This is a genomic window from Aliiroseovarius sp. Z3 (genome assembly GCF_029105185.1).
In the GTDB taxonomy this organism is placed as follows: domain Bacteria; phylum Pseudomonadota; class Alphaproteobacteria; order Rhodobacterales; family Rhodobacteraceae; genus Aliiroseovarius.
In genome coordinates this window covers 1-26,790 of the sequence record NZ_JAFMZK010000005.1, presented here as the reverse complement: position 1 = coordinate 26,790, position 26,790 = coordinate 1, and the positions used below count along the sequence as shown (strand labels likewise).

At 59.1% G+C, this 26,790-nt stretch carries 25 protein-coding genes and 1 riboswitch; of the genes, 6 read left to right on the top strand and 19 right to left on the bottom strand.

Going from position 1 to position 26,790, the window contains the following annotated elements; all coding sequences use genetic code 11:
* Complete coding sequence (locus tag J3R80_RS10215) at nucleotides 1-1,200, top strand: FAD-dependent monooxygenase (protein ID WP_275393677.1); 1,200 nt, start codon at nucleotides 1-3, stop codon at nucleotides 1,198-1,200.
* 98 nt (nucleotides 1,201-1,298) lie between these two features.
* Complete coding sequence (locus tag J3R80_RS10210; protein ID WP_275393676.1) at nucleotides 1,299-1,499, top strand: hypothetical protein; 201 nt, start codon at nucleotides 1,299-1,301, stop codon at nucleotides 1,497-1,499.
* Between the two features lie 47 nt (nucleotides 1,500-1,546).
* Here J3R80_RS10210 and J3R80_RS10205 read toward each other — a convergent pair whose 3' ends face one another.
* The 3 genes from J3R80_RS10205 to J3R80_RS10195 all read right to left on the bottom strand — a co-directional run bounded on the left by J3R80_RS10205 (nucleotide 1,547) and on the right by J3R80_RS10195 (nucleotide 3,649).
* Nucleotides 1,547-2,674: an aminotransferase class V-fold PLP-dependent enzyme gene (locus tag J3R80_RS10205; RefSeq protein WP_275393675.1), complete on the bottom strand. Its 1,128-nt coding sequence runs from the start codon at nucleotides 2,672-2,674 to the stop codon at nucleotides 1,547-1,549.
* 67 nt (nucleotides 2,675-2,741) lie between these two features.
* Nucleotides 2,742-3,197 (bottom strand): Lrp/AsnC family transcriptional regulator, encoded by a 456-nt coding sequence (locus J3R80_RS10200; RefSeq protein WP_275393674.1) that lies wholly within the window; start codon nucleotides 3,195-3,197, stop codon nucleotides 2,742-2,744.
* The gene (locus tag J3R80_RS10195; RefSeq protein WP_275393673.1) at nucleotides 3,194-3,649 is read right to left on the bottom strand and encodes an Lrp/AsnC family transcriptional regulator; all 456 of its coding nucleotides are present in this window, start codon (nucleotides 3,647-3,649) and stop codon (nucleotides 3,194-3,196) included. The genes J3R80_RS10200 and J3R80_RS10195 overlap by 4 nt, the downstream gene beginning before the upstream one ends.
* Before the next feature lie 137 nt (nucleotides 3,650-3,786).
* Between J3R80_RS10195 and ilvC the strand changes: the two genes are divergently transcribed.
* A complete protein-coding gene (gene ilvC, locus J3R80_RS10190) occupies nucleotides 3,787-4,809 on the top strand; it encodes a ketol-acid reductoisomerase (protein WP_275393672.1) in 1,023 nt (340 codons plus the stop codon).
* A gap of 54 nt (nucleotides 4,810-4,863) precedes the next feature.
* On the opposite strand, the gene J3R80_RS10185 is transcribed toward ilvC, so the two are convergent.
* Both J3R80_RS10185 and J3R80_RS10180 read right to left on the bottom strand, forming a co-directional pair.
* Nucleotides 4,864-5,319 carry an SRPBCC domain-containing protein gene (locus tag J3R80_RS10185; RefSeq protein WP_275393671.1) on the bottom strand — a complete coding sequence of 152 codons (456 nt, stop codon included), beginning with the start codon at nucleotides 5,317-5,319 and terminating at the stop codon, nucleotides 4,864-4,866.
* Nucleotides 5,312-5,626, bottom strand: a complete 315-nt coding sequence (locus J3R80_RS10180; protein ID WP_275393670.1) for a metalloregulator ArsR/SmtB family transcription factor — start codon at nucleotides 5,624-5,626, stop codon at nucleotides 5,312-5,314. The genes J3R80_RS10185 and J3R80_RS10180 overlap by 8 nt, the downstream gene beginning before the upstream one ends.
* Nucleotides 5,627-5,705: 79 nt before the next feature.
* On the opposite strand from J3R80_RS10180, the gene J3R80_RS10175 reads away from it, so the two are divergent.
* Nucleotides 5,706-6,623 carry a DMT family transporter gene (locus J3R80_RS10175; RefSeq protein WP_275393669.1) on the top strand — a complete coding sequence of 306 codons (918 nt, stop codon included), beginning with the start codon at nucleotides 5,706-5,708 and terminating at the stop codon, nucleotides 6,621-6,623.
* On the opposite strand, the gene glmM is transcribed toward J3R80_RS10175, so the two are convergent.
* The 8 genes from glmM to J3R80_RS10135 all read right to left on the bottom strand — a co-directional run bounded on the left by glmM (nucleotide 6,612) and on the right by J3R80_RS10135 (nucleotide 17,088).
* Nucleotides 6,612-7,964: a phosphoglucosamine mutase gene (glmM, locus tag J3R80_RS10170; RefSeq protein WP_275393668.1), complete on the bottom strand. Its 1,353-nt coding sequence runs from the start codon at nucleotides 7,962-7,964 to the stop codon at nucleotides 6,612-6,614. The two genes, J3R80_RS10175 and glmM, sit on opposite strands and share 12 nt — an antisense overlap.
* 3 nt (nucleotides 7,965-7,967) lie before the next feature.
* The gene (folP, locus tag J3R80_RS10165; protein WP_275393667.1) at nucleotides 7,968-8,975 is read right to left on the bottom strand and encodes a dihydropteroate synthase; all 1,008 of its coding nucleotides are present in this window, start codon (nucleotides 8,973-8,975) and stop codon (nucleotides 7,968-7,970) included.
* Entirely contained in the window at nucleotides 8,972-9,856 is an 885-nt protein-coding gene (locus J3R80_RS10160) for a dihydroneopterin aldolase (protein ID WP_275393666.1), read from the bottom strand. Before J3R80_RS10160 ends, folP begins: the two co-directional genes overlap by 4 nt.
* Nucleotides 9,857-9,958: 102 nt before the next feature.
* Nucleotides 9,959-10,609 (bottom strand): cell wall hydrolase, encoded by a 651-nt coding sequence (locus J3R80_RS10155; protein WP_275393665.1) that lies wholly within the window; start codon nucleotides 10,607-10,609, stop codon nucleotides 9,959-9,961.
* Nucleotides 10,610-10,763: 154 nt separating this feature from the next.
* A complete protein-coding gene (ppdK, locus tag J3R80_RS10150) occupies nucleotides 10,764-13,313 on the bottom strand; it encodes a pyruvate, phosphate dikinase (RefSeq protein WP_275393664.1) in 2,550 nt (849 codons plus the stop codon).
* A 138-nt stretch (nucleotides 13,314-13,451) separates the two neighbouring features.
* Entirely contained in the window at nucleotides 13,452-15,677 is a 2,226-nt protein-coding gene (gene glyS, locus J3R80_RS10145) for a glycine--tRNA ligase subunit beta (protein WP_275393663.1), read from the bottom strand.
* A gap of 5 nt (nucleotides 15,678-15,682) precedes the next feature.
* Complete coding sequence (locus tag J3R80_RS10140; RefSeq protein ID WP_275393662.1) at nucleotides 15,683-16,150, bottom strand: DUF6446 family protein; 468 nt, start codon at nucleotides 16,148-16,150, stop codon at nucleotides 15,683-15,685.
* On the bottom strand, nucleotides 16,147-17,088 hold the full coding sequence (locus J3R80_RS10135) for a glycine--tRNA ligase subunit alpha (RefSeq protein WP_275393661.1): 942 nt from the start codon (nucleotides 17,086-17,088) through the stop codon (nucleotides 16,147-16,149). The genes J3R80_RS10140 and J3R80_RS10135 overlap by 4 nt, the downstream gene beginning before the upstream one ends.
* A gap of 253 nt (nucleotides 17,089-17,341) precedes the next feature.
* Here J3R80_RS10135 and J3R80_RS10130 point away from each other — a divergent pair, with 253 nt between their 5' ends.
* A complete protein-coding gene (locus J3R80_RS10130; protein ID WP_275393660.1) occupies nucleotides 17,342-19,186 on the top strand; it encodes a trypsin-like peptidase domain-containing protein in 1,845 nt (614 codons plus the stop codon).
* Between the two features lie 52 nt (nucleotides 19,187-19,238).
* Here J3R80_RS10130 and J3R80_RS10125 read toward each other — a convergent pair whose 3' ends face one another.
* The 3 genes from J3R80_RS10125 to metZ form a co-directional block, all read right to left on the bottom strand.
* Entirely contained in the window at nucleotides 19,239-20,687 is a 1,449-nt protein-coding gene (locus J3R80_RS10125; protein ID WP_275393659.1) for a TrkH family potassium uptake protein, read from the bottom strand.
* Between the two features lie 106 nt (nucleotides 20,688-20,793).
* Nucleotides 20,794-21,900, bottom strand: coding sequence for a GTP cyclohydrolase FolE2 (gene folE2, locus J3R80_RS10120; RefSeq protein ID WP_275393658.1), 1,107 nt, complete (start codon nucleotides 21,898-21,900; stop codon nucleotides 20,794-20,796).
* Between the two features lie 84 nt (nucleotides 21,901-21,984).
* Nucleotides 21,985-23,178 carry an O-succinylhomoserine sulfhydrylase gene (gene metZ / locus J3R80_RS10115; protein ID WP_275393657.1) on the bottom strand — a complete coding sequence of 398 codons (1,194 nt, stop codon included), beginning with the start codon at nucleotides 23,176-23,178 and terminating at the stop codon, nucleotides 21,985-21,987.
* 71 nt (nucleotides 23,179-23,249) lie between these two features.
* Nucleotides 23,250-23,328, bottom strand: a riboswitch (SAM riboswitch).
* A 131-nt stretch (nucleotides 23,329-23,459) separates the two neighbouring features.
* Between metZ and J3R80_RS10110 the strand changes: the two genes are divergently transcribed.
* On the top strand, nucleotides 23,460-24,161 hold the full coding sequence (locus J3R80_RS10110) for a glutathione S-transferase N-terminal domain-containing protein (protein WP_275393656.1): 702 nt from the start codon (nucleotides 23,460-23,462) through the stop codon (nucleotides 24,159-24,161).
* Between the two features lie 19 nt (nucleotides 24,162-24,180).
* Here the strand turns inward: J3R80_RS10110 and J3R80_RS10105 are convergent, their stop codons facing one another.
* The 3 genes from J3R80_RS10105 to ftsY all read right to left on the bottom strand — a co-directional run.
* Entirely contained in the window at nucleotides 24,181-24,789 is a 609-nt protein-coding gene (locus tag J3R80_RS10105; RefSeq protein WP_275393655.1) for an inner membrane-spanning protein YciB, read from the bottom strand.
* A gap of 9 nt (nucleotides 24,790-24,798) precedes the next feature.
* On the bottom strand, nucleotides 24,799-25,701 hold the full coding sequence (locus tag J3R80_RS10100; protein WP_275393654.1) for an EamA family transporter: 903 nt from the start codon (nucleotides 25,699-25,701) through the stop codon (nucleotides 24,799-24,801).
* A gap of 9 nt (nucleotides 25,702-25,710) precedes the next feature.
* The coding region (ftsY, locus tag J3R80_RS10095) for a signal recognition particle-docking protein FtsY (protein WP_275393653.1) at nucleotides 25,711-26,790 on the bottom strand (1,080 nt) is incomplete at its 5' end.

Sequence of the window (26,790 nt, the reverse complement as noted above, 5' to 3'; positions counted from 1 at the left end):
ATGACGGACCACAGCGCTGACATCTTCATCTCTGGCGGCGGCATCGCCGGGCAAGTCACCGCCGCCGCCTTTGCCGAGGCCGGGTTCAGCGTCGTCATGGCCGATCCGTTCACGCCGGTGGTGACTGCGGATGACGACCGGTCCGACCTGCGCTCGACCGCGTTTTTGCAACCGGCGCGGCAGTTGTTTGACCGGATCGGGTTGTGGCCATTGTTGAAGTCCCACGCCAAACCATTAGAGCAACTTGCCGTGATCGACACAGTGGGGTGGCCGCCAGAAGTCCGTGACCGCCGGGTGTTCCAATCGGATGACATGGGCAACGAACCGTTCGGCTGGAACCTGATGAACTGGGTCGTGCGGCGGGAAATCTGGGACTATCTGCAAGATCAGCCGCGAATAACGGCGCTTTACGGCACCGGCTTTCGGTCGCTGGTGCAACGCACCGGTGAAATCATCGTGACGCTGACCAATGGTGACATCGTGCGTGCGCGGATGGGGATTGCCGCGGACGGCAAATTCTCGCCCTTGCGCGAGGCGGCGGGCATATCGGTATCGACCACTCGGTATGGTCAGAAATCGCTGGCCTTCACGATCACGCATGACCTGCCACACGACAATATCTCGACCGAGATTTACAACGAAGGCGGCCCCTTCACCATCGTTCCGCTGCCGGATATCGACGGGCAGAACGCGTCGGCGATTGTCTGGATGAACAAGGGGCCACGCGCGATCGAACTGATGAACATGCCCGTCGCCCATTTCGAGGAAGAAATGTTCGTGCGGTCAACCGGGTTGCTTGGACGGATGCACCTGCAAGGCAACCGATCAGTCTGGCCAATCATCACCCAAACCGCGGACCAACTGTCATCAGGTCGCGTGGCCGTGGTGGCCGAAGCCGCACATGCGCTGCCGCCGATTGGCGCGCAGGGTCTGAACACCTCGTTAAACGATGTGATCGCTTTACTTGAGCTGGCAGAAAGCGCGCCGGATACACTGGGCGATCCGCCGATGATGCAGGCCTATGGCAAGGCCCGCGCCAGCGACATCGCCCGGCGTGCCCGCGTGATTGACCTGTTCAACCGTGTGACCCGGTCGGGCGACGGAGTCATGCAAGCGGTGCGGTTGATCGGGTTGAAAGCGGTGCATGATGTCGCCCCGATGCGCAAACGCGTGATGCGGGCGGGATTAGGCCCGAAATAGCCCTGCTGCGTCATGCCGCCGCACGGCCGGATTGTCGCATTTCGTTCTGTTCACAGGTGAAAGATACCCCTGTCCCATAGCGAACAGGAGACACAGTCATGACAACAGACCAAACCCCCGAACAGAAAGCCGCCGAGGCACGCGCCGAAAAGATCACTTTCGGAATTTTCGGCGTGATCGTGCTGGCACTTGTGCTTGGATTTCTGACCATGGGCCTTGCAGGCGTCGGGCTGGTCGCGGTCGCCACGGTTCCTGTGATCTATCTTCTGCTGATCATGATGGCGGGCGGCAAGGGTTGATCGCCAATCATGGCTGACAGCGCGCGGGCAACCCCGCGCGCCGATTGTCAAAGCACTTTCGACAGAACAGCATCCAGTCGCGCGACACTCGCGTCGACATCGTAAAGCTTGTCGAGGCCGAACAGACCAAGCCGGAAGCTGGAATAGTCGTCGCCTTCGTCGCACATCAAGGGCACCCCGGCCGCAATCTGGACCCCTTCGGCAGCAAAGGGCTTGCCCGCCTTGATGTCAGGGTCGGACGTGTAGGACACAACCACCCCCGGCGCGGTGAACCCATCGGCCGCCACCGATTTCACACCCTTGGACGCCAACAGCTCGCGCACCCGACGACCTTGTTCCCACTGTGCTTCTCGGAGCTTGTCGAAACCGTAGTCCTTGGTCTCAAGCATCGCGTCGCGGAATGCCCGCAAGGCATCGGTGGGCATGGTCGCATGATAGGCGTGACCACCGCCCTCATAGGCCTCCATGATCGACAGCCATTTGCCCAGATCGACGGCGAACGAGGTCGACGTGACCGATTTCGCCAGATCGCGCGCAGCGCCGTTCATCATCACCAACCCGGCAGAAGGCTGTGCCGACCACCCTTTCTGCGGGGCCGAGATCAACACATCCACGCCGGTCGCCTTCATGTCGACCCATGCGCAGCCTGACGCGATACAGTCCAGAACGAAGATGCCCCCCACCGAATGGACGGCATCCGAAACGGCTTTCAAATAATCATCCGGCAGGATCATCCCGCTGGCGGTTTCCACATGCGGGGCGAAGACCACATCGGGGCGGTCATCCTTGATCCGGGCCACAACCTCGTCAATCGGGGCGGGTGCAAAGGGCGCGTCGGGCGCATTGCCGACCCGGCGCGCTTTCATCACGGTTTCGTCTGCCGGAATGGATCCCATTTCGAAAATCTGGCTCCACCGGAAAGAAAAGAACCCGTTGCGGATCACCATGACACGTTTGCCGGTGGCGAACTGGCGGGCGACAGCCTCCATCGCATAGGTGCCACCGCCGGGCACGACGGCCACGGCATCTGCGTTATAAACCTCTTTCAACGTGGTCGAGATATCGTTCATCACCCCCTGAAAGGCGGTCGACATGTGGTTCAAGGACCGGTCGGTGAACACCACCGAAAATTCCAGCATCCCGTCAGGGTCGATATCCGGCAAAAGGGCTTTCATGGCAGGCTCCGTATCAAAATTCTGCGTTGCGTTCACCGTGACCCAAATCGGCATGGTTTGGAAGGCGTCAAATCGGCCCCGGTCGCCGTTCCTCGGACATAAGCACATTGGCTTCCACATCGCCCACCCCGGGCAGCGTCATGATCCGACGCCGGAGCACGCGTTCAAAATCGGCGATGTCGCGGGCCACGACACGCAAGCGGTAATCATACATCCCCAGAACATGTTCGACCGTCTGCACCTCAGGGATGGCCGACACGGCACGTTCAAAATCTTCCAGACTGACGCGGCCCTTGGTGGCCAGCTTTATGCCCAGAAAGACGGCGACGCCAAATCCCAGCGCTTCACGGTCCAGATCAAGACGCCGACCGGCAATCACTCCGCCATCGGTCAGACGTTTGATGCGTCGCCACGTCGCCGGTTGGCTTAATCCGACTTCGCGCCCCAACGCCCCGGCGGACTGGGTGGCATCCTCGGCCAAGGCGCGTAACAAGGCGCGGTCGATGTCATCCAGTTCCATCATAGGGGCAATGTTTCTTCCGATTTGATCCGGGCCACGTGCATCAGCGCCTCGATATCTGCGATATGTGGTAGGGCCAGAAGCTGATCCCGGTAGATTGCCTGATAATGCGTCATGTCGCGCGCGATGACCGAGAGACGTAGGTCGACCCTGCCCAGAAACGTCTGAATCTCGATCACCTCGCGAATATCACGTGCCGCAGCGATGAAGTCATCAAAGGCGCGGGTTTGTGTCTTGTCCAGGGTGACGCGCAGGCTGACCTCGACAGAATAGCCCAACGCACGCCAGTTGATCACGGCGCGCGGGCCGCGCAGGATATCCCGATCCCGCAGCCGTTCAATACGCCGCGCAAGCCGGGATGTGGACATCCCGGTCAGGTCGGCAAGGTCCGGCAAGGCCATCGTCGGATCGGCCTGCATCTGTCTGAGTATGCGTCTGTCAGTGTCATCAAGCATGATCTTTTCATTATCACCATCTATTGCGAATTAACACCATCAAGATTGGCCAAGATTCTGCGACCTCCCATCTCGCCTGCGCGCGCAACCCCACTATGATGCCCGTCAGAACGAAACCCATGCAAGGAGCGCCCGATATGCGCGTTTATTATGATCGCGATTGCGACATCAACCTGATCAAGGACAAGAAAGTGGCCATTCTGGGCTATGGCAGCCAGGGTCACGCGCACGCGCTGAACCTGCGCGACTCGGGTGCCAAGAACGTTGTGGTCGCCCTGCGCGAAGGCTCGAAATCCGCCAAGAAGGCCCAATCCGAAGGGCTGGAAGTCATGAGCATCGCCGAAGCAGCGGCCTGGTGCGACCTGATCATGTTCACCATGCCCGACGAGTTGCAGGCCGAGACCTATAAGAAATACGTTCACGACAACATCAAGCCGGGGTCCGCGATTGCATTTGCCCACGGCCTGAACGTGCATTTCGGCCTGATCGAGCCGAAAGAAGGCGTGGATGTGATCATGATGGCCCCCAAAGGCCCCGGTCACACCGTGCGCGGTGAATATGTCAAAGGCGGCGGCGTGCCTTGCCTTGTGGCTGTCGACACCGACGCCACCGGCAAGGCGCTGGAAATCGGCCTGTCCTACTGCTCGGCCATCGGTGGCGGCCGTTCGGGCATCATCGAAACCAACTTCCGTGAAGAGTGCGAAACCGACCTGTTCGGCGAACAAGCTGTTCTGTGCGGTGGAATCGTCGAGCTGATCCGCTGCGGCTTCGAAACTCTGGTTGAAGCTGGCTACGCGCCTGAAATGGCTTACTTCGAGTGTCTGCACGAGACCAAGCTGATCGTTGACTTGATCTATGAAGGCGGCATCGCGAACATGGATTACTCGATCTCGAACACCGCAGAATACGGCCAGTACGTCACCGGCCCGCGCATCCTGCCCTATGAGGCCACCAAGAAAGCCATGAAAGAAAGCCTTGCCGACATCCAGTCAGGCAAATTCGTGCGTGACTTCATGCTGGAAAACGCGGTGGGCCAACCGACGATCAAAGCATCGCGCCGTGCCAACGACGAGCACCAGATCGAGGTTGTCGGCAAGAAACTGCGCGACATGATGCCCTGGATTTCGGCTGGCAAGCTGGTGGATCAGGAAAAGAACTAAGACTGACATTTGTCAGCGAAAGGGCGGCCAGTGGTGCCGCCCTTTTTTCGTGGTTCAATCCGCAAACGCTCCGGCGTAGCTGTTGCCAAGCACATTGTCCCAACCGCCATCATAGCTGCCGCGTCGTGCTTCGGCATTTTCTCCCCAGACCTCCCAACCCGAATGGGTCAGCGTCACACGTGTTTTGCCCTGATCCAGCGCTTCAAAAGCCACATCGACACGCGTGGGTGCTTCGGCGTTGTTGCCCGGATGCCATGTCATGGCGAGTTTCTGGCCGGCCTCAAACTCCAAAACTTTACCCCAATCGGCGCGGGAGCCATCGAACATTGTTTCATAAACGGCACCACCGACACGCGGTTCGATGGTAACGGCAAGTGCCGCTTTTCCCTGACCAGCAGAGACGGCGTGACCATCAAGCGGCCACCACGACGAAGTGCGGTTTACGAATACATCGAAGGCGCGGTCGGGGTCACAGGCGACCTCGACTGTTTTCACAATTGGATCAATCATCTAAGCCTTCCTTTCCATTAATTTCTTCAGCAAAACGATCCATGACATTGGCCCAGTGGCGATCCAGCCACATCCGCAGTTGTGCAAGCCCCTCCGGGCGCACGGCATAAATCCGGCGGGCACCATCTACGCGACACATCACAAGACCCGCATCCGACAACACCTTTAGATGTTGCGACACGGCGGGGCGGCTGACAGGCATGCTCTGCGCCAGTTCCCCAACCGGTCGCGGCGCATCCGCGATCGCTTCGAATATCTGGCGCCGCGTGGGGTCCGCAAGGGCAGAAAGTGATTCTTGGTAAGCCATGACTTACCGTAAGCTAAAACTTACTGAATTGCAATTTTCGACGGATGACATCACGAACTTCACAGGATAAGTCAGGATCATGACTGACAATCCCACACGTCTTGATTGGGGCGGCGTTATCGCTCTGGGCCTAATCTGGGGCGCGACCTTCATGGTCGTGTCCATTGCGCTTGAAGGCTATGGCCCCGTCACGGTTGCAACCGCCCGCACAACGCTGGGCGCAATCGCCCTTTTCGCCGTGATGATGGCCACTGGGCGCAGCATGCCAGGCTGGAACCGCACGTTGTGGGGCTATATCGTCTGGATCGGACTTCTATCGACGGCCCTGCCCTTTGTTCTGCTGAGTTGGGGCCAACAATACGTGCCGTCTGCATTTGCCGGCCTGTCGATGGCTGCCATCCCTTTGATGGTGCTTCCGCTTGCTCACTTCTTCTCTGACGAACCATTGAACACGCGGAAATTTATTGGCGTGTCATTGGGATTTAGCGGCGCTTTGGTGTTGATCGGACCGGGCTTGGCGCAGCTTGGGCAAGGGGCCGAGCCGCTGGCGCAATTGGCCTGTATCGGGGCCGCGTTGTGTTACTCGGTTGCTTCCATTTTTACGCGGCGTTGTCCGCCGGTCGATCCAGTCACCTTGGCCGCGATGACGCTTGTCGTCGGCTCCGTCGTTTTGTTGCCAATCATGCTTGCAACAGAAGGCGTTCCGGGCTGGTCGGGATCGCGTTCCGGGCTGGCCATCATCGTGTTGGGTCTGGTTCCAACCGCTCTGGCAACATTGCTGAGGGTGTCAATCATCCGCAGCGCAGGTTCCGTTTTCATGACGCTGGTGAACTACCAAGTGCCCGTTTGGTCCATGGTATTCGGCGCTTGGGTCTTGTCCGAAGCACTGCCCTTGCGCTTCTATATTGCTCTAGCGATGATCCTGACCGGGCTGGCGGTCAGTCAGTGGCGGAGCTTAGAACAAATGCTTCGCGGACCCAAACGTTCAGCCCCCTGACGCAACAGTTTCCACCTCGGCCACGATGCCGTCAACGACCTCGGCCAGCAATGCGTCATCCTCGCATTCTGCCATGACGCGGATCAGGGGTTCCGTGCCTGACTTGCGGATCAACAAACGCCCCTGCCCGTTCAGTTTCGTCTCGGCGTCCGAGATGACGGCTTTCACACGATCCGCCTCCAACGGTGTTTGCCCTGCAGAATAGCGGACATTTTTCAGAAGCTGCGGCACAGTGTCGAACACTTTACACAGCTCGGATGCAGGTTTACCAGTTTCGATCATACAGGCCAGAAACTGAATACCTGCCAGCAGACCATCGCCCGTTGTCGCAAAATCGGTCATTACAATATGGCCTGACTGCTCGCCGCCCAGATTGTATCCCCCGGCGCGCATCGCCTCGACCACATGCCGGTCGCCGACCTTGGTCCGCAGAAGCTCTAGCCCGTTGGCGGCCATGAACCGTTCAAGCCCAAGATTGGACATGACGGTCGCGACCAATTTGCCACCTTTCAAGCGCCCCTCGCTGGCCCAATGGCTGGCAAACAGGCCCATGATCTGGTCACCATCTGCGACCTGCCCTTTTTCGTCGATGATCATGATGCGGTCGGCGTCACCGTCCAGACAGATGCCCAGATCAGCCCCGGTTTCCACGACCGTCCGCGCGGCCAAAGCCGTATCGGTCGATCCGCACCCTTTGTTGATATTCGTGCCGTCCGGCGCAACGCCCACCGGTACGATCTCGGCCCCCAGCTCCCAAAGTGTTTCCGGCGCGGTGCGATAGGCGGCGCCATTGGCGCAGTCGATCACGACCTTGATGCCCGTCAGGCGCTTGTTTTCCGGGAAGGTGGTTTTGAGGTATTCAGTATAGCGCATCCGCCCTTCGTCGATCCGCTTGGCGCGCCCGATGTTCTGGTTCTGCACCGGTTCAACCCCATGATGCACAAGGCGTTCGATCTCTGCCTCGTCCTCGTCCGACAATTTGAAACCATCGGGGCCGAAGAACTTGATGCCGTTGTCATGATAGGGGTTGTGCGAGGCCGAAATCATGATCCCCAGATCAGCCCGCATCGAATGAGTCAATCGCCCCACGGCAGGTGTCGGCACCGGACCAAGCAACAACACGTTCATACCGGTCGAGGTCAAACCCGCGGTCAACGCGTTTTCCAGCATATAACCCGACAATCGCGTATCCTTGCCGATCACAACCCGATGGCCGTTCGACCCGTCACGGCGAAAGTGACGGCCAGCGGCTGCGCCAAGTTTCAAAGCCATTTCAGCGGTCATCGGCCAGCTGTTTGCCAGCCCGCGCACGCCATCGGTTCCGAAAAGTTTGTCAACCACTGCTCAGCTCTCTCTTTTTATCATTGCCTGTTGCAGGCGAATGGCCTGCCGGGTCTCAAAAGTATCATGGACCCTTAGGATCTGCGCACCGTTTTGTATACCGTGCAACGCAATCGCCAACGACCCCGCCATACGGTCTTTTGCTTCGGCGGCCTGTCCGATGGTTCCAATGAACCGCTTGCGCGACACACCCAGAAGGATCGGCAGGCCCAGATCGTGTAACAGTGACAGGTTTCTGAGCAAAGTCACATTGTGTTCCAAAGTTTTACCAAAGCCGATGCCAGGGTCGGTCACAATCCGCTCACGCGCGATGCCACGACTGGTGGCGAAGGCGATGCGATCCGTCAGGAAATCCATCACATCGAACAACACATCATCATAGCGCGGATCGTTCTGCATCGTTTCCGGTCGTCCTTGCGCGTGCATCAGACAGACCGGAACGTCACGCTCGGCGACCAGGTCGGCAAGATCCGGGTCGAACGTGAAGGCAGCCACATCATTGACCATATTGGCACCTGCATCCAATGCGGCCTCGGCCACGCTGGATTTGCGGGTGTCGATAGAAATCGGTGTGGCAATCCCAGCGTCGCGTATTGCCGCGATAACGTTTGATGTGCGGCGAATTTCTTCGGCCACGGGCACCTCGTCCGCCCCCGGACGGGTGCTTTCCCCGCCAATATCCAGAATATCTACGTCCTGCGCCATTTGACGGGCACGGGCGACAGCGGCGTCCAGCGTGGCGTGGTCGCCACCATCAGAAAAACTGTCCGGCGTCACGTTCAACACCCCCATGATCCGGGGGTGATCCATCGAGATGCCGCAAATGTCTGCGCGCCGCTGCGAAAGGCGGGACTGCTCTTTCGGCGTGCAAGCCGCCAAAGGCTTCCGCGTCGTTGGGTCGTCACGATGGCGCACAAGCACCTCATCGAACCACAGGTCGGCAGACCCGGCGAGGGGTTGCCCGTCAAAAGGTGCGCCTGACCGGGGGATAGGTTGCAGGTGCGCAGTCATGGCAATTCAGCCAATTCACATTGGCCCCGACCAATGCAGACGACGGCTTCTGCCCCCATGACGTCAGCAAACCAACGGGTCAGTTTGTGTGGCGCGTCATCAGGCGGACCATCCACGGCATCAAGCACCAGCTTCGAAGGCGCCCATAGGCTGATCTGGTTGTTTTTGATCCCCCAATCCAGTTCGGTTCGCGTTCCGACAACAACGCAACGTTTGTCGATCGCCGACAGGCGCCACGCGTTTTGTTCGATTTCCAGAAGATTTATGTGCCGTTGTGCATTCTTGTCTGCGACCTGCATCGCATGGGTGTCGGCTGGCCCCACGCAAAGAACAAACGCGCGCGGGTCCGCGCCCAGCCGGTCCAGAAACCGGGGCAATTCAGGGTCCGTGAACGCGTCATTCTCAAGATAGATCACATTCAAAGCAGGCACGGCACTGGCATCGCGCCGAGACGGTTCGGTGTCGCGCGTCCGCACAATCTCGACCCCAAGTTTACCTGGACCGCGGTCCAGCTTCTCGATCCGCACGAAAACGCGAAGCGGTTGTGGTTCAGCCAAAATCCGTTCGGCAATCCGCTCCGCCAAGGTTTCAAGTAGATTCAGACGTTCCGCCGCAAGCTCGGCCGTTATGGCCTCGGTGATCGCATCATAGGACAGGATGTCATCGACGTCGTCGGTCTGCGCACCATCGCTTGAGGTGACTTCGACCACCACGCTAAAGCTAAGCCGCTGCGTTGTGTCGCGCTCGGATTGAAACGCCCCTATTTCGACCTCGACCACATGATCGCGTACTGAAATCCGGTCGGGTGCGGGGGTTTGGCTCCCCTGCGACGCTGCACGGCGATCCAATGACCCAAAGGCGGCGGCGGTTTCGTCTGTCATCGTGACCCTCATCAAAGATGCGGTCACATTGCCCTTTTTACAGGTCAGATTGCCAGTGTAAAACGACAGCTAACGTCCACGGCGCGGCGCAGGAAGAGGGCATTAGCGATAGAAGCGGTGCACACCGATTTTCGCCGTGCGCGTCAGCCGATTGGCCCATACCGGCGCAACTGCGGTGGTGTGATAATGCGTGGCTCCATCGGTCAAAGGCCGATCGGTACCGTCAATCATCACCCGCGCAACCTTGCCCAAACGTGCAAACATGGCGGGTTCATTGATCACTTCTGGCCGTCCATCACAGGTGAAGGTGAACTGACAGGCATGTTTGCGGCCCGTGCCCTGATTGATCACACCGCAGACCGAGTTGGGATAGCGCGGATGGTCCACCCTGTTCATGATAACCTCGGCTACCGCAAACTGACCTTTGATCGTTTCCCCGCGTGCTTCGAAATACAGGGCTTCGGTCAGGCAGCGCCATTCTGCGTCCTGCTGGGGTTTGGGAAGCGTCGCCAGCCATTTGCTCGAATACTTGGTGGCCAGGACTTCCTTCGGAACGCTGGCCTTGCGAGGGGATGGAAGCGTGCTAAGCGCTGCGATCCGGTCTTCGGCCATCGCCCCGACCGCCGCCCGGTCATGCAGCAACAACGCGCCAAACGGATTGGCATCTGTTTCTGCGGCGGCGATTCCCGCACCAATAAAAGGCGCCGCGGCAAAGCAGAGCTGCACCGCCACCTTCTGAAGAAGCTGGAACATTCGTTATCCCCCCACACCGGAAAACGTTTGATTTCTAGGCGTCTGGGTACAAAAAAAACGGGCTTCGGTCCAGTCAGGCAGGTTGTCACAGGTGCCAAGCCGCATTGAAAACCGCTGTTCGAACCGTCGCTCCACGCTGATTACTTATTTAGTATCAATCTGGTAAGTCAGAGTGCCCGACGCGCCCCTCAAGCGCAAGATGGGCGGCGGCCAGACGTGCGATGGGTACCCGGAACGGAGAGCATGACACGTAGTCAAAGCCCGCATCACGACAGAATCGGATGGATTCGGGGTTCCCACCATGTTCCCCACAAATCGACAGGGTCAGATCATGGTTCACATCCCGCCCCCGCGAAGCACCCATCTGCAGCAGCTCACCGACCCCATCGGCATCCAGCATGTGGAACGGGTCTTCTTCGTACACACCCTGCGCCACATATTCCCCCATGAACCTGCCTGCATCGTCACGAGACAGGCCATAGGTCATCTGGGTCAGGTCATTGGTGCCAAACGACATGAATGCAGCGTGGTGGGCAATCTCACCCGCACGCAAAGCGGCGCGGGGCGTTTCAACCATCACCCCCAACCGATAGGTGAAATCGGATCCGGTTTCGATACGAACCTCGGCCGCCACGGCGTCAACCCGTGCCTTCACCATCTCGACCTCACGCTTGGCTGACACAAGCGGGATCATTACTTCCGGCACCACCGGATCACCGGATTTCGAAGCCTCAACCGTTGCCTCGAAAATAGCGCGGGCCTGCATGTCATAGATTTCCGGTACGGTGATACCCAAACGGACACCGCGCATCCCCAGCATTGGGTTAAATTCGCGCAGACCATCGACCCGCCGTTCAACGTCGCGCAACGGCAGATCAAGCGCCTCGGCCAGTTCCCGCAATCCCTCGCGACCATGAGGCAAAAACTCGTGCAAGGGGGGGTCGAACAGGCGAATACAAACCGGCAAGCCCTGCATGATCTCGAACAGCTCGGTGAAGTCGGCGCGCTGCATCGGCAGCAGGCGATCCAGTGCCGTCCGGCGATCAATGGCGTGATCGGCAAAGATCATCTCGCGCATGGCCAGCAGACGGTCATCGTCGATAAACATATGTTCAGTCCGGCACAGGCCGATACCTTCGGCGGCGAACATCCTTGCGTTGCGCGCATCGGGCGGCGTATCCGCATTCGCCCTCACCCCAATGTCACGAAACTCATCGGCCCATGCCATCAGCGTCTGAAACCCTTCGCCCAGCTCGGGCGGCAACATCTTCACAACACCCGCATAGGCGACGCCAAGCGCGCCATCAATGCTGACCACGTCCCCTTCGGAAAACTCACGGCCATCCCGGGCAATCAATTTGCGCTGCTTGCTGTTAAGCGTCAAATCCTGTGCACCGACCACACAAGGCAGGCCCAACCCACGTGCAATCACGGCGGCATGGCTGGTTATGCCCCCTCGAACGGTCAGGATGCCCTTGGCTGCGTGCATCCCGCGAATGTCCTCGGGGCTGGTTTCACTGCGCACAAGAATGCAATCTTCGCCCTGCGCGGCCATCGCCTGCGCCGCCCGCGCGTTGAACACAATCTTGCCGGTGGCAGCCCCCGGACTTGCCGCGATCCCCTTGGCGAAGCGATCGCGTTTGTCGCTTGGGTCAAACTGGCTGTGCAGCAATTCGCTGAGCGCGCGAGGTGGGATGCGCAATACGGCTTCTTCGCGGCTGATAATCCCATCATTGGCAAACGACACCGCGATGCGCACATTGGCACGCTCGCTGCGTTGCACCCGCACAGCGTCGAGGATGAACAGCTCTTCGTTGTCGATGGTGAACTCGATCTCCATCTCTTCGCGCAGACGTGTCCGGCATAGATCGCCGTATTTCAGAAGATTGGCGAAATTTATCGGCAACACTTCTTCGATGGACCGTCCGCGCGGGTCTTTCGTCAGATACATGACATCGCGGTCTTCGACATCGGCAAGCGCATCCCGGCCTTGGCTTTTGCACAGATACCGCCCGCGAATTTCCTGTCGGCCGGTCTGGCCGTTGACGAACTGGATGACACCCGACCCACAGATGTTTTGACCGACACCCAAGGCCATCTTCTGAACCACCAACCCCAACCCTGCATCTGCCGGCGCGCCTTTTGCCTGCCGCAGCAGCCGGGCCGTCGTGCCCTCCCACGCCCGGGCCATCGAGCGTAGGATTTCGGCCAACTGCTCTTTTGGATCCTGCGGAAAATAGCTTTCGGTTTCTTCCTCATAAAGCTCAAGCGCAGCACGCAGAGCGTCCGAGGATGGGGGTGAGAAGGTTTCAAACTCGTCGGGGTCCAGCCGTCCAACATGAACGGCGTAAGACTGGATAAACCGAAGATACAAGGCGTTGGCCGCCGTTTCTCCGTGCGACTTTGTCAGCTTGGCGTGAACCGCGTCATTCATGCCAATATTCAAGATTGCCCCCGGTCCACCCCAGTCTGGATCCTCTGACGATGGCCGGACCGAAACCAACGGATCAGGCCCGAACAGCGCGAGCATCGCCCCCAGATCAGGCATGTCCCCCGCCGAGATGCCGTAAACGGCGTCAAAGCTCAGGGCAACGGTGCGTGGCACTGGCATATCCAGCCGGATCAGGCGTTGCAGACATTTCGCCCGCCCGCCATGGCGCGCATTCTCTATTGCCGCTGTTGGCGTGATCTCTGTGAAGGCCATCTTTCCCACTTTCTGCACCGCAGCACCGCTGTCGCACATCACCATAACGCGCGCGGCGCATCGCACAAGTGCTAGGTTAACGGCGCATCACGCGACAGTTAGGCGCTTTCGCAGCAAGCAACAGACGGACGACGCAGTTCAGCCTTCGATGCGGGACAGATCGGCAACACCTGCGCAGATCATCCGAATGCGCGACAACAGATTCAGGCGATTGCGACGCACCACTTGGTTATCCGTGTTGATCTGAACGGCTTCAAAGAACGCATCAATGGGCGCGCGCAGATTGGCCATCGCCTGCATGGCGGCGGCGAAATCCTCGGCCTCCATCGCCGGTTTGATGGCCGCCTCGGCCGTATCCAGCGCGGCGAACAGCGCCTTTTCCTCGTCAGCCTCAGCGAATTTCACGTCAGCACCATAGGAATATTCGACGCCGTCTTTCTCTTCCGCCTGCGCCAGAATGTTGCTTGAGCGTTTGACCCCCTGCAACAGGTTCTCACCGTCGTCGGTGGAGAGAAACGCCGTCAAAGCCTCGGCGCGTTTCACCAATAGCGACAGGTCGTCATTGCCCGGCATGGCAAGGCAGGCGTCGATCACGTCATGGCGGACGCCTTTGTCGCGCAGATAGACTTTCAGGCGGTCGTGGAAAAAGCCCAACAGGTCGCGCGATGTATCGGGCAGGCTGTCCTTGACCTTTTCCAGATGCTTGGACAGATCACCATCAAAATGGTCCAGAACCGTGCGGATGGCGGCGCCAAACACGCCGTGGTCAGCAATCTCGTTATCCAGATCACGCAGCAGGGCATTGCGCACCGCTCCATCGTCATCCAAGGCAATCTCGTGACGCAGCAATTGCGCATCGAACAGTTGGTCAAGCGCAAGGCGCAGATCATTATCCAACACCAGCCGGATCACCCCAAGCGCCGCACGGCGCAGGGCGAACGGGTCTTTCGATCCCGTGGGCTTTTCATCAATCGCCCAGAACCCGGTCAGCGTGTCCAACTTGTCGGCCAACGCAACCGCCACCGAAACCGGCGCAGATGGCACGTCATCCGACGGGCCAAGCGGCGAGTAATGTTCGACCGCTGCATTCGCAACCTCGACCGGATGCCCGGCGGGGGCGGCATAGTATTTGCCCATCAGGCCCTGAAGCTCGGGGAATTCATACACCATTTCAGAGGACAGGTCGGCCTTCGCCCAGCGCGCGGCTTGCTCGGCCAGTTCGGGGTCAGCATCAAGCGATGGGGCAATCGCGCGGGCCAGTTGCGCAATGCGTTCAATCCGTTCGCCCTGCGTGCCCAGCTTGTTGTGGAAGGTGACGTTTGCAAGGCTGTCAAGCCACGCCCCAGCCCCCGCCTCGGCCACGCGCAGGTCGTTTTCCCAGAAGAACTTGGCATCGGCCAGACGGGCCGACAGAACCTTTTGGTTGCCCGCAAGGATGGTCGCGCCATGATCCGCCGTTTCGCGGTTGGCGACGGTTACAAACTTCTCGATCAGACCCGATTTGGGGTTCTTCACCGAAAAGAACTTCTGATGCTCGCGCATCGAGGTTTGCAAGACTTCGGGCGGCAGGGGGATGAACTCCTCGGCGATGTCACCCATCAGCACCACGGGCCATTCGACCAGCCCCGCGACCTCGGCCAGCAGGCCCTTGTCCTCGACGATTTCCAGCCCCTGCGCAAAGGCGGCGTTCTGCGCTTCGGCCCAGATATGGTCGGCACGTTCCTCTGGCGACAGGATGACCCTGGCGGCCTTCAGCTTGGTTTCGTAATCGGCAAACCCGGTCACGGCAAAGCGACCGGGGGCCATGAAGCGATGGCCTTCGGTGGTGTCACCGGCCTTGATACCGTCGATGTCCAGCGGCACGACGCTGGCACCCGTTTCGTCCGACAGGATGCACAGGATCGAATGCAGCGGACGGACCCAGCGCAGGCTGCCAGCACCCCAGCGCATGGCCTTGGGCCATGGGAAGCTGCGGATCGCGGCCTCCAGCACCTCGGCAATGATCTCGGCGGCCGGGCGGCCCTTCTTTTCGATCAGCGCGAAATAGACCGGCCCTTTTGGCGTGTCGCGTTCTTCCAATTGGTCACGGGTCAGGCCCGCGCCTCGCAGAAACCCCTCAATGGCCTTGTCAGGCGCGCCCACTTTGGGGCCTTTGCGTTCCTCGTGTGTGTCAGGCGACGTGGCCAACAGCCCCTCGATGGCCAGCGTCAGACGGCGCGGCGTCGACAGGGCGGCAGCGCCCGCATAGGTCAACCCAGCCTCGACCAGACCATCGGTCACAAGCTTTTTCAGATCGTCCGCGGCGCGTTTTTGCATACGCGCGGGGATTTCTTCGGAAAACAGTTCAATCAGCAGGTCGGGCATATCGTTCACTCGCTGTATTTTTCGTTCAGCTGGTGCCAGGCATAACCCCGGCCATCGGGGAAGATCGCGACGACACGGTCCACCCCGTCCTGAATGTTGCGTTCACCCAGAAAGGCGATGGCTTCCCCGGTCTCCAACGCGGCGCCGATCTGGTCGGCATCGAAGCAATCGAACCAGCCGGGCGCGGTCAGAGGGGTCGCCTGATCATAGGTCTCGAATGTCTCGGTCAGCATCGCAAGGCTCATCGTCGTGGTGAAACACCCCCGAAATCTGAGCGGAGAGCTGTCGGCGTCAATCCCCTGAAAGCTGTCATAAAGCACCACTTCCGGCTCGCCGGTGACAACGTTCGTCATGCGCAGTTCAGTGTTCAGCGATACATCGTCGTAAAACGCATAAAGCTGCAACCAATAGATGGCGATGCCCGCAATCAGTGCCGTGGTCACGATGAATATCCCAATAATCTTGCCGCTCACGCCGCATCCCCGTCGGTCCAGCCCCCGGCGCGGGTTTGCACGAAGGCGTCCGCACACAGCTTGGCCAATGCCCGCACCCGCCCGATATAGGCCTGACGTTCGGTGACCGAGATCACGCCGCGCGCATCCAGAAGGTTGAACAAATGGCTGGCCTTGATGCACTGGTCATAGGCCGGGTGCGCCATCACGATGCGTTTGCCGGTTTTCGGGTCGACATGCGCTTGATCGAGGATGGCTTTGCATTCCGCTTCGGCCTCTTCGAATTGTTTTAGCAACACATCGGTGTTGGCCACGTCGAAGTTCCAGCGCGCATACTCCTCCTCGGTCTGCTTGAACACGTCACCATAGCTCAGCGGGATCGGTGCGCCGGGATCGTTGAATGGCATGTCCATCACATGATCGACGCCAAGGATATACATCGCCAAACGCTCAAGCCCATAGGTCAGCTCACCCGAGACCGGGTGGCAGTCATACCCGCCGACCTGCTGGAAATAGGTGAACTGGCTGACTTCCATGCCGTCACACCAGACCTCCCACCCCAGGCCCCAAGCGCCCAGCGTCGGGCTTTCCCAATCATCTTCTACAAAGCGGATGTCGTGCAGGTCCATGTCGATGCCGATGGCTTCGAGCGACCCAAGATACAGCTCTTGCAGGTTGGGCGGGCTGGGTTTGATCAGCACTTGATACTGGTAATAATGCTGCAAGCGGTTCGGGTTCTCGCCATAGCGGCCATCAGTCGGGCGACGCGACGGCTGCACGTAGGCCGCAGCCCACGGCTGCGACCCAAGCGAACGTAGCGTGGTGGCCGGATGGAACGTGCCTGCGCCGACCTCCATGTCATAAGGCTGCAAAACCGCACAGCCCTGCTCGGCCCAGTAATTCTGAAGCCGCAGGATGATCTCTTGAAAGCTCTTTGGACGCGTGTCGCTGTTGGCCATGGCCCTGCCCGTCTGGTCGTTCCTGAAATGTCAGCCCTCAATAGGGCCTGCCCCCCAAAGGGTCAACGCGTGAAAGCGCCGCTTATTCACCCCGTCAGGCAACAGGCCTTGGCGTTTCGCGCAAAAATTGATGAACACGCTGGACCCCCCGCGCGAAACTGTCATATTGCCACCCTGTTATTGACCACATCCGGGGTAAACGTGTTATCTGCCCGGACATTTTCTAGCCATGCCGCAAAGGCCACGAGGATCCATGACGAAACGCATTGCTGCTGCCCTTTTCACCGGACTTGCGACCAGCTTGATCAGCCTGCCGGCGATCGCCCAACAGACGTCGTCAGTGCCGTCAGGGGTACAGGCTGAAAACCTGTTCTGGATCCAGATCGAAGCGCAACCGACGCTGCGCGAAGCCCAAGAGCGTGTGCGCAGCTATGCTGCCCGTCTGGACGGCGTGAACGGATTTCGCATCGGTGGCAACTGGTATGGCGTCATCCTTGGCCCCTATACCGAAGCTGCTGCGAATATTCAGCTGCGGTCGCTGAAAAATGCCGGGCTGATCCCGCGCGACAGCTTCATCACCTATTCAAACAAGTTGCGGCAACAGTTCTGGCCGGTCGGGGCCAATGCGCTGAACACTGACCCGCTTGAGGCCTCTGACGCTGCCGAAACCGCAACCGAGACAAATCAGACGCCCGCGGAAGGTGAACAGATTGCATCCGTGGCTCAGCCCGACGCCTCGCCCATCCTGACCGAACCCGAACCGCCGCGCGACGAAACCCGGCGCGAGGCCCTGGATGGCGAACGACTGCTTGATCGCGACCAACGCAAGGCGTTGCAGGTCGCGTTGCAATGGGAAGGATATTATGCCTCGGCTATTGACGGGGCGTTTGGTGCGGGAACGCGCCGGTCCATGGCCGCGTGGCAAACCGATCGCGGCTATGACCCGACCGGGGTCTTGACCACCCGCCAACGTGATGAGCTTTTGGCAAGTTTTCAGACCGTCATCGGGTCGATAGGTATTCGCCCTTACGAAGACGCCCAAGCCGGGATCTCGATCGCCATTCCCGGCGCGATGGTCGAATTTGCACGCTATGAAGCACCATTCGTTCATTTCGACACCAAGGACGACAGCGGCGTGCGCGTTGTGCTGATCAGCCAGACGGGCGATCAAGACACGCTTTATGGCCTTTATGACATCCTCCAATCGCTTGAGATCGTGCCAGTCGAAGGACCGCGCGAGCGTAACAAGTCGTCGTTCACGATCGAAGGCACGGACGGTGACATCACCTCTTACACCCAAGCGCAACTGGTCGATGGGACAGTTAAAGGCTTCACCCTGATCTGGCCCGTGGGCGACGAGAAACGTCGCAACATGGTCTTGCAGGACATGAAGGCCAGCTTCACCTCGCTTGGGTCGCAAGCCTTGGCGGACAATGCCGGGCTGGACGCGGCGACCCAAAGCCTTGATTTGTTGTCAGGGCTGGAAATTCGCACGCCCGAACTGTCGCGATCCGGCTTCTATGTAGATGCCAAGGGCACGATCCTGACCACGGCCGAAGCCGTCAAGGGATGCAACCGAGTCACCGTGAACGACGACTATGTTGTGGATGTTTCGGCATTGGATGACGCCCGTGGTCTCGCGCTTCTCGCCCCACAAGACCCACTTGCACCGCTGGCCTATGCAGCGTTCCTGACCGTTGACCCGCGTTTGAAATCCGATGTGGCGGTCGCGGGCTATAGCTATGAAGGGCGGTTGAGCGCACCCAGCCTGACCTATGGAAGCCTGTCCGAGCTGACCGGCCTGAACGGAGAGGCCGAGCTGAACCGACTGACGCTGGCGGCACTGCCGGGCGATGCTGGCGGTCCGGTTCTGGACGCCGGTGGCGCTGTGATGGGAATGCTTCTGCCCAGCCAGGTTTCGGCAGGGCGCGCGCTTCCGGAAGGTGTCAGCTTTGCGCTGGATGCCACATCGGTTACGACTTTCCTTTCCGAAAACGGTATCACGCCCGACGCCACAGATGCCGGCGCATCAATGGACCCGGTGGATCTGAGTTCTCGGGCTGCTGACATGACGGTGCTTGTCAGCTGCTGGAAATAAACGATCGCTTTTCGTTGTGATCAGGGTCGCCCACAGCATTGGCTTGGGCGGCTTACCCGCGCCAGAACTTAACAGTGAACAGGACGTATACCGCCAGCAGCTCCAGCCGCCCGATCAGCATCGTGAGGGCCAGTATCCACTTAGCGGTGTCATTCAAACTTCCGAAATTTCCCGCTGGTCCAATAATGTCGCCAAGGCCGGGTCCAATGTTTGCGACAGCAGTCGCCGCGCCTGAAACAGAGGTTGTGAAGTCAAGTCCGGTCATGCCCAGCATCACCGCCACAATCCCCAGCGTCACGACGAAAAACACGAAGAATCCCATGACCGAGGACAGCACCTCGTCATCGACCCGACGCCCGGCATAACGTGGTGTGAACAGGCCGTGGGGCGAGTGGATTGACCGGATCTGCGCTTTGATTGACGAGAAGAGAAGCTGATAGCGGAATACCTTGATCGAGCAGGCCGTCGACCCAGCGCATCCGCCGATCAGGCCAAGAAAGAAAAACACCACCACCGGAAACGCACCCCACAGCTGGTAATCCACACTGGCATACCCCGTACCGCTGATGATCGAGGTGACGTTGAAGATGCCTTCGCGAAAGCCGTGCTCCAGATGATCGCCGTTGGCAACAACACGATAGATCGTCATCATCAGCGTGATCGTGAAGATGATGACCAAATACGTCCTGATTTGAGAGTCACGAAGTATGGGGCGCGCTGTGCCACTAAGCAGTTGAATATACCGGACAAAAGGCAGGCTGGCCAAGATCATGAACACCGCAGCAACGTATTCAGGCACGCCCTGAAAGGCTCCAAACGACGCGTCCGTTGAAGAAAAACCACCGGTCGATAGGGTCGTCATGGCATGATAGATCGCCTCGTAGGGCGGCAAGCCGACTGCCGCATACAGAAGGGCACAGACCACCGTGAGCAACAAGTAGATCTGGCTGATGCGCCCGGCGATCTGTGCAGCGCGTGGCAGCACCTTCCCCATCGTATCAAACGCTTCGGACCGGAAAATCTGCATCCCGCCCACGCGTAGCTCGGGCAGGAAAACCATCGCGACCACGATGATCCCAATGCCGCCATACCATTGCATCAGCGCCCGCCAGAACAGCAGCCCCTTTGGCATGTCATCCAGCCCGGACAGAACGGTTGCCCCTGTCGTGGTCAGACCCGACATAGCCTCGAAAAAAGCGTCAACCGGCCGGACACCGATATCCGAAAGCAGGAAAGGAATCGCGCCAAAGATGGGCAAGGCCACCCAAACACCTGTGGTCAGCAAAAAGGTTTGCTGTATCGACAGCCCCTTGCCGACGCCGTTGGCCGTCGCCAGCGCCATCGACCCGCCAATAAGCGTTGTGATGACCGAGCTTTCCAGAAAGGCCAGCCAATCAGAGCTGCCATAGAAAAGATCGACGCCCATCGGAATCAGCATCGTGACCCCCAGGGCGGCCACCAAAAGGCCCGTGACATAAACGACAGGTCGCAGATCAAACATGGGCGCAGGGTTGGCCCCGCGCGCGCAAACTGTCAAGGATCAGTTGCTGCACGGACCGGCTTGACCAACACGGTGTGATGGTTCCATCCAACGGAAGGGCGGCGATTTACCCTACGTGGAACAGCGTCGAAAACAGCTTGGGGTCCAGGCTGTCGGCTTCAAAGGTCGCGCCTTCCGTCAGAATCGACACCGCATCATGACTGTGCAGGCTTTCCTGATGGCTGGCGACGATGCGGAAGTCTCCGATACGTGTATCTTCTTGCAAATGCTCGCAGAACAAACGTGCGGCGTCCTCGACAAAGATCGGATTTGCGGCATTCAGCTCGGCAAAAGCTTGTTCATCCTCGCGTTTGACCATCACTTGCGTTTCCGTCGGAACGGCAGCACGACACAGGTCGATCAGGTCTTCGAACCAAAGCGTGTGGTTGGGTTGATGAATTTTCTCGACCGATATCCGTGCCACAGACCTTTGCGAATGCGGCGTTGCCAACTGCCCGCGCATTTGCCGTGCGTGCTCTGACAGTTCAAGCGAACACGGGCAGGTCGAGCTGTAAACATAGTCCAGATGCATGAACTTGCGCCGCTGGCCGCGATGTTCGACCAGTTCCAGCGCGATGTCGTAATATTGATAGCCCGACAGGCCGGACCGCAGGCTTTCAACCCGCGCCGGGTAGGAAAAGCGCATCTCGATCCGCGCATCAAGACTTTCCAAATCGGTCTTATAATCGTCCAGAGCCGCCTCGATCACGTCAAACGAGAAGGTCTTTTCGGCATGGGCGTAAAAGCTGCGCATGATGCGCGACATGTTGATGCCCTTCTTTCCGGCCTCAAGGCTCACCGTGCCCGTCACCGAGGTCTCAAGGGTTACATCCGCACCGTCACGCGTGTGATACCTGATGGGCAGGCGAAAATTTGAAATGCCCACATGCTGAATGTGCCGCTTGGCCCCCTGAATCAGGCTGGCAGGGCCGTTCTGCAGGTCCGGCATTGACGCCCTATAGGCTGCATCGGGTGCAAAATCAGCCGGATATTCACGGTTGAGATCAGGATAATTCGGCAGCTCAGCACCCGGCAACAGACGGGCAATCGCAGGGTCTAGTTTTGCGACCTCGACCGGATCAGCCTTGGCTGCCCAGTCTCGCAATACATCCAGCGCATCACGGGCTGCCTCAGCATTTGGGGCCCTGCCACCTTTGCGCTTCATCTGGTTCATATCGGACCCTCCGATCCTGTCGCACCGTCTTAACATAAGTATGTGACAAGGATTCTCCAAACACGATGCGCGAGATGCGACCAATCAGGCGGCGTTTAGGGCCTCGACGAGGTCTGCGATCAAATCCTGCGTGTCCTCCAGCCCAACGGACAGACGCAGAAGGCCCGGGGTGATCCCCAACTGCGCTTTCTGGTCGTCTGGCAACCGCTGATGCGTCGTGGTTGCAGGATGGGTCACGATGGATTTCGCGTCACCAAGGTTGTTTGAAATCACGACAATCTGAAGCGCATTCAGAAATCGAAACGCAGCCTCTTTCCCACCTGCCAACTCCAGCGCCAGCACAGTGCCAGCCCCGCCGATCATCTGACGTTCCGCCAGCGCTTTGTCGGGGTGGCTGTCCAAAAGCGGGTGCACAACGCGGGCAAGTTTGTCGTGCCCTTCCAATGCGCGCGCGATCTCGAGCGCAGAAGCGGCCTGCGCCTTCACGCGCAGGTCCATCGTCTCAAGCCCCTTCAGCATGACCCACGCGTTAAACGGGCTCATCGCCCCGCCGGTATGCTTCAGATAAGGTTCCAGCGTCTTGCGGATGTAATCCTGCGTGCCCAGCACGACACCGCCAAGACAGCGCCCCTGCCCGTCCACATGCTTGGTTGTCGAATAGACAACCACGTCGGCACCCTGCTCTATCGCGCGGCTGAACACCGGGGTTGCGAAAACGTTGTCCACGACGACCAGAGCGCCAACTTCGTGGGCAATCTTGGCAACACCTTCGATATCAATCACCTCTAGCGCGGGATTGGACACGCTTTCAAAGAAACAGACCGCCGTGTCAGGGCGCACCGCAGCACGCCACGCGTCAAGATCGGTGCCATCGACCAAGGTCACCTCGACCCCGAAACGCACAAGGATATCTTCCAGAACATAGAGGCAGGATCCGAACAAGGCCCGACCGGCGACCACGTGATCACCTGCTTTCAGCAAGGACATCAACGCGCCGTTGACTGCCGCCATGCCGGATGCGGTGGCAAAGGCATCCTCGGCCCCCTCCAGTGCCGCCATCCGATCTTCGAACATGGCCACAGTGGGATTGCCATAGCGGGCATAGATGAACTCTTCCCGGCTGCTTTGGATAAAGCGTGCCTCGGCCTGTTCGGCACTGTCATAGACAAAACCCTGCGTCAGGAAGATCGCCTCGCTGACTTCGTTGTATTGACTGCGACGGGTGCCGCCATGCACGGCTGCTGTCCGTTTCGACCAGCCCGGTTTAGCCTCTGTCATCGCGCGTTCCTTTCGCACAAAAAAACCCCCACCGCATATGAGCGTCGGGGGCGAAGCTGTGGGGGAAATTGCCCACAAGGTCCCTGACCTCTTTAGCAGAATATTTAACGTGGCCCGCAATCCGGTGAACAAATCGCCACGCGTTAGCCCTAGCGCCTGTTGTCAAGTGCGTCAAGTGGACCCGGCAGTTCGGCTCGCCCGATCGTGAAGCCGATGAGCATCTTGTGGTCTTGCCAATCATCCCAAGCCTGTCATCCTGCCTGCAACGAAGGAGACTAGACATGCCCCAACCGATCGAGCTCTATTACTGGCCCACACCGAACGGATGGAAGATATCCATCGCCCTGGAAGAGATGGGACTGCCATATGAGGTGAAGCTGGTGAATATCGGCGCGGGGGATCAGTTCGAACCTGACTTTCTGAAAATCGCGCCGAACAATCGAATGCCCGCGATCATCGACCCAGAGGGGCCGGACGGGGCGCCGATCTCGATTTTCGAAAGCGGGGCTATCCTGCAATACCTTGCCCGCAAGACCGGAACCTTCTGCGGCAAAACCGAGCGGGAGCGGATCGCGGTGGATCAATGGCTGATGTGGCAGATGGGCGGCTTGGGGCCGATGGCCGGACAGGCGCATCATTTCCTGAAATATGCACCGTCGATGGAGCCACCCAACGACCTGCCCTATGCCAAGGATCGCTATCGCGCGGAAACGGCGCGACTTTATGGCGTCATGGATCGGCAACTGGCCGATAACCGCTATCTGGCCGGGGACTTCTATTCCATCGCCGACATGGCCTGTTGGGGATGGGCATCGCTGTGGGAAGGGCAAGAACAAACTTTGGACGACAAGCCCCACTTTGCCCGTTGGTTAGAGGAAGTTGGCGCGCGCCCTGCCGTGCAGCGTGGACGCGCCGTGGCGTCGGATGAGCGGAGCAATCTGCAAACCGACAAAAAAGCTCAGGACGTTTTATTCAAACGATAAGCGGCTGGACTAAAGGCTGTCAGCCTTCGCTGGCGTCTTCTTCGGTGCCGTATTTCTTGAACAATCCCGCCTGCGTCATGAAAAAGCCGAACATCGACAGCGGCAGGCCAAAGGTCTTGAAATTCACCCAGGCATCGGTGGACATGCTGCGCCAAATTACCTCGTTCGCGATGGCGAGGCCTAGAAAAAACAAAGCAAGACGCTTGGTCAAGATCATCCAGCCCGCGCGTTCCAGCGGCAGTGCACGGTCCATCACGGTTTCAAGATAACTGGTGCCGCGCATCAGCCCAAAGCCCAGAATACCCGCGAACAGCGCATAGATCATCGTCGGCTTCATCTTGAAAAACCGCTCGTCATTGAACCAGATCGACATGCCGCCAAAACCGACGACAAGCACCAGCGTCATGATCTGCATTTTCGACAAATGACCGGTAAGTTTCCACATCGCCAGGGTGGCCAACGCCAGAACCGGTATGAAAAGGGCGGTCACCGCGACAAACCCCGAATACTCGGTGCTGCCCACCAGAAAGCTGCGATCCTTCAGGAACGTATAGGCCACGAAGAACAGAATGATGGGGCCGTATTCCAACGCCGCCCTGACAGTGGGGTTTACCTGCTTCTCGGTCATGGTCTCTCCTTATCCGCCCATCTCGACTATCACGGCGCCGACGGCGATCAAAGCCATCATCGCAACCCGACGTGGACCGACGCGTTCTTTCAGCACAAGCCAGCCGATCAAGGCCGCAAAAACGGTCGAGGTTTCGCGCAGCACTGCCGCCTCACCCACGCTGTCCAACCGGGTGGCCAGCATGATCGACCCGAAGCTGAAATAGGCGACGAAGGCCCCCAGAACGCCCCGCCCCATCAAGGGGCCAAGGGCTGGACGCTCGGGCATGTTCCACCAGCGCAAACCGGCAATGACCGGCATGAAGAACCCGTCGAGAAAGAAGAACCAGGCGAGGAAGGTGAACGGGTCGGCTGTCGCGCGGATGCCATAGGCGTCATAGGTGGTGTAGGCCGCGACAAACAATCCGGTCACAACTGCCATCGCCAGCGCGGGTTTCAATTGCGCGCGGCCCATCTGCCAATGGCGCAGGTTATAGGCGGCGAGCGCGAAAATCCCGGCCACAAGGGTCGCCACGCCAAGCCACTGAACCGATGTGAAGTGTTCGCCGAACAAAAGTCCCGCACCAATGACGGTAAACAACGGACCTGTGCCGCGTACGACCGGATAAACGACTGTGTATGACCCAAGTGCATAGGTATAACTTTGCGCCAGTTTATATCCCACATGGATCACGAAAACGACCGCGAAGATCGGCCACATATGTGGCTCGGGCCAAGGCACGACGAACAGCGCAAAGGGTGCCGCAATCAGCCCGTAAGACAGATCAATTGCGCCGCGCGAGAGCCACGGATCATGGCGCCCCTTCTGCAACGCTCCGAAAAGTGCATGCAAAAACGCCGCGAACAAGGCGAGCATCAATGCGAGTTGATGACCGGCCTCGGTCCCTTCCAGCGATAACAGCCACTCGCTCATGTCATGTTCTTATTCGGTGATGCCGATCAGGGCGCGGGCGAAGTCTTCGGGGTCGAACGGGGCCAGATCGTCAATCTGCTCGCCCACTCCAATAGCATGGATCGGCAAAGCAAACTTGTCCGCCAGCGCCACCAGCACGCCACCTTTGGCGGTGCCGTCCAGCTTGGTCATGACCAACCCAGAAACATCGGCAAGTTTCTGGAACGTATCAACCTGGGACAAGGCGTTCTGACCTGTGGTGGCATCCAACACCAAAAGGGTGTTATGGGGCGCGGTGTCGTCCTTTTTCTTGATGACCCGCACGATCTTGGCCAGTTCTTCCATCAAGTCAGAGCGGTTTTGCAAACGGCCTGCCGTATCGATCATCAGAAGATCTGCACCGTCTGCCTCGGCCTTGGTCATTGCGTCGAACGCCAGTGAAGCAGGGTCCGAACCTTCGGGGGCTGTCAGAACGGGCACGCCAGCGCGGTCACCCCATACCTGCAATTGTTCGACCGCGGCTGCGCGGAACGTGTCGCCCGCAGCGATCACGACTTTCTTTCCCGCTGCAGTGAACTGGCTTGCCAGTTTGCCGATGGTCGTGGTTTTGCCCGCGCCATTGACGCCGACGATCAGCACAACCTGCGGCCGTTTGGAATAGATTGGCATCGGCACAGCGACCGGCTCCATGATGCGGGTGACTTCCGCAGCCAGAACGGATTTGATTTCGCCCACTGACAGTTTCTTGCCGAAATAACCTTCCGAAATGTTGGCCGTCACGCGCATCGCGGTGTCGACGCCCATATCCGAAGTGATCATCAAGTCTTCGAGGCTTTCCAGCATGTCGTCATCGACGGTGCGCCGGACAACCGTTTTGGTTTCACGTCGTCCGAACATGCGGCCCAGAAGACCTGGTTTGGCCGCGGGCTCCGGCGCGCTTTCGACAAGAGCCTCCACGGGCGCGGCAATAGGTTCCGGTTCCGGTTCCGGTTCCGGTTCCGGTTCCGGTTCCGGTTCCGGTTCCGGTGAAGATTCCGCGATCTCGACAAGTTCGGCAACGGGCTCAGGCTCAGGCTCAGGCTCAGGCTCAGGCTCAGGCTCAGGCTCAGG

Coding starts and splice junctions, on each gene's coding strand:
- J3R80_RS10215 (WP_275393677.1), top strand. CDS start 1: ATGACGGACCACAGCGCTGACATCTTCATCTCTGGCGGCGGCATCGCC.
- J3R80_RS10210 (WP_275393676.1), top strand. CDS start 1,299: ATGACAACAGACCAAACCCCCGAACAGAAAGCCGCCGAGGCACGCGCC.
- J3R80_RS10205 (WP_275393675.1), bottom strand. CDS start 2,674: ATGAAAGCCCTTTTGCCGGATATCGACCCTGACGGGATGCTGGAATTT.
- J3R80_RS10200 (WP_275393674.1), bottom strand. CDS start 3,197: ATGATGGAACTGGATGACATCGACCGCGCCTTGTTACGCGCCTTGGCC.
- J3R80_RS10195 (WP_275393673.1), bottom strand. CDS start 3,649: ATGCTTGATGACACTGACAGACGCATACTCAGACAGATGCAGGCCGAT.
- ilvC (WP_275393672.1), top strand. CDS start 3,787: ATGCGCGTTTATTATGATCGCGATTGCGACATCAACCTGATCAAGGAC.
- J3R80_RS10185 (WP_275393671.1), bottom strand. CDS start 5,319: ATGATTGATCCAATTGTGAAAACAGTCGAGGTCGCCTGTGACCCCGAC.
- J3R80_RS10180 (WP_275393670.1), bottom strand. CDS start 5,626: ATGGCTTACCAAGAATCACTTTCTGCCCTTGCGGACCCCACGCGGCGC.
- J3R80_RS10175 (WP_275393669.1), top strand. CDS start 5,706: ATGACTGACAATCCCACACGTCTTGATTGGGGCGGCGTTATCGCTCTG.
- folP (WP_275393667.1), bottom strand. CDS start 8,975: ATGACTGCGCACCTGCAACCTATCCCCCGGTCAGGCGCACCTTTTGAC.
- J3R80_RS10160 (WP_275393666.1), bottom strand. CDS start 9,856: ATGACAGACGAAACCGCCGCCGCCTTTGGGTCATTGGATCGCCGTGCA.
- J3R80_RS10155 (WP_275393665.1), bottom strand. CDS start 10,609: ATGTTCCAGCTTCTTCAGAAGGTGGCGGTGCAGCTCTGCTTTGCCGCG.
- ppdK (WP_275393664.1), bottom strand. CDS start 13,313: ATGGCCTTCACAGAGATCACGCCAACAGCGGCAATAGAGAATGCGCGC.
- glyS (WP_275393663.1), bottom strand. CDS start 15,677: ATGCCCGACCTGCTGATTGAACTGTTTTCCGAAGAAATCCCCGCGCGT.
- J3R80_RS10135 (WP_275393661.1), bottom strand. CDS start 17,088: ATGGCCAACAGCGACACGCGTCCAAAGAGCTTTCAAGAGATCATCCTG.
- J3R80_RS10130 (WP_275393660.1), top strand. CDS start 17,342: ATGACGAAACGCATTGCTGCTGCCCTTTTCACCGGACTTGCGACCAGC.
- J3R80_RS10125 (WP_275393659.1), bottom strand. CDS start 20,687: ATGTTTGATCTGCGACCTGTCGTTTATGTCACGGGCCTTTTGGTGGCC.
- folE2 (WP_275393658.1), bottom strand. CDS start 21,900: ATGAACCAGATGAAGCGCAAAGGTGGCAGGGCCCCAAATGCTGAGGCA.
- metZ (WP_275393657.1), bottom strand. CDS start 23,178: ATGACAGAGGCTAAACCGGGCTGGTCGAAACGGACAGCAGCCGTGCAT.
- J3R80_RS10110 (WP_275393656.1), top strand. CDS start 23,460: ATGCCCCAACCGATCGAGCTCTATTACTGGCCCACACCGAACGGATGG.
- J3R80_RS10105 (WP_275393655.1), bottom strand. CDS start 24,789: ATGACCGAGAAGCAGGTAAACCCCACTGTCAGGGCGGCGTTGGAATAC.
- J3R80_RS10100 (WP_275393654.1), bottom strand. CDS start 25,701: ATGAGCGAGTGGCTGTTATCGCTGGAAGGGACCGAGGCCGGTCATCAA.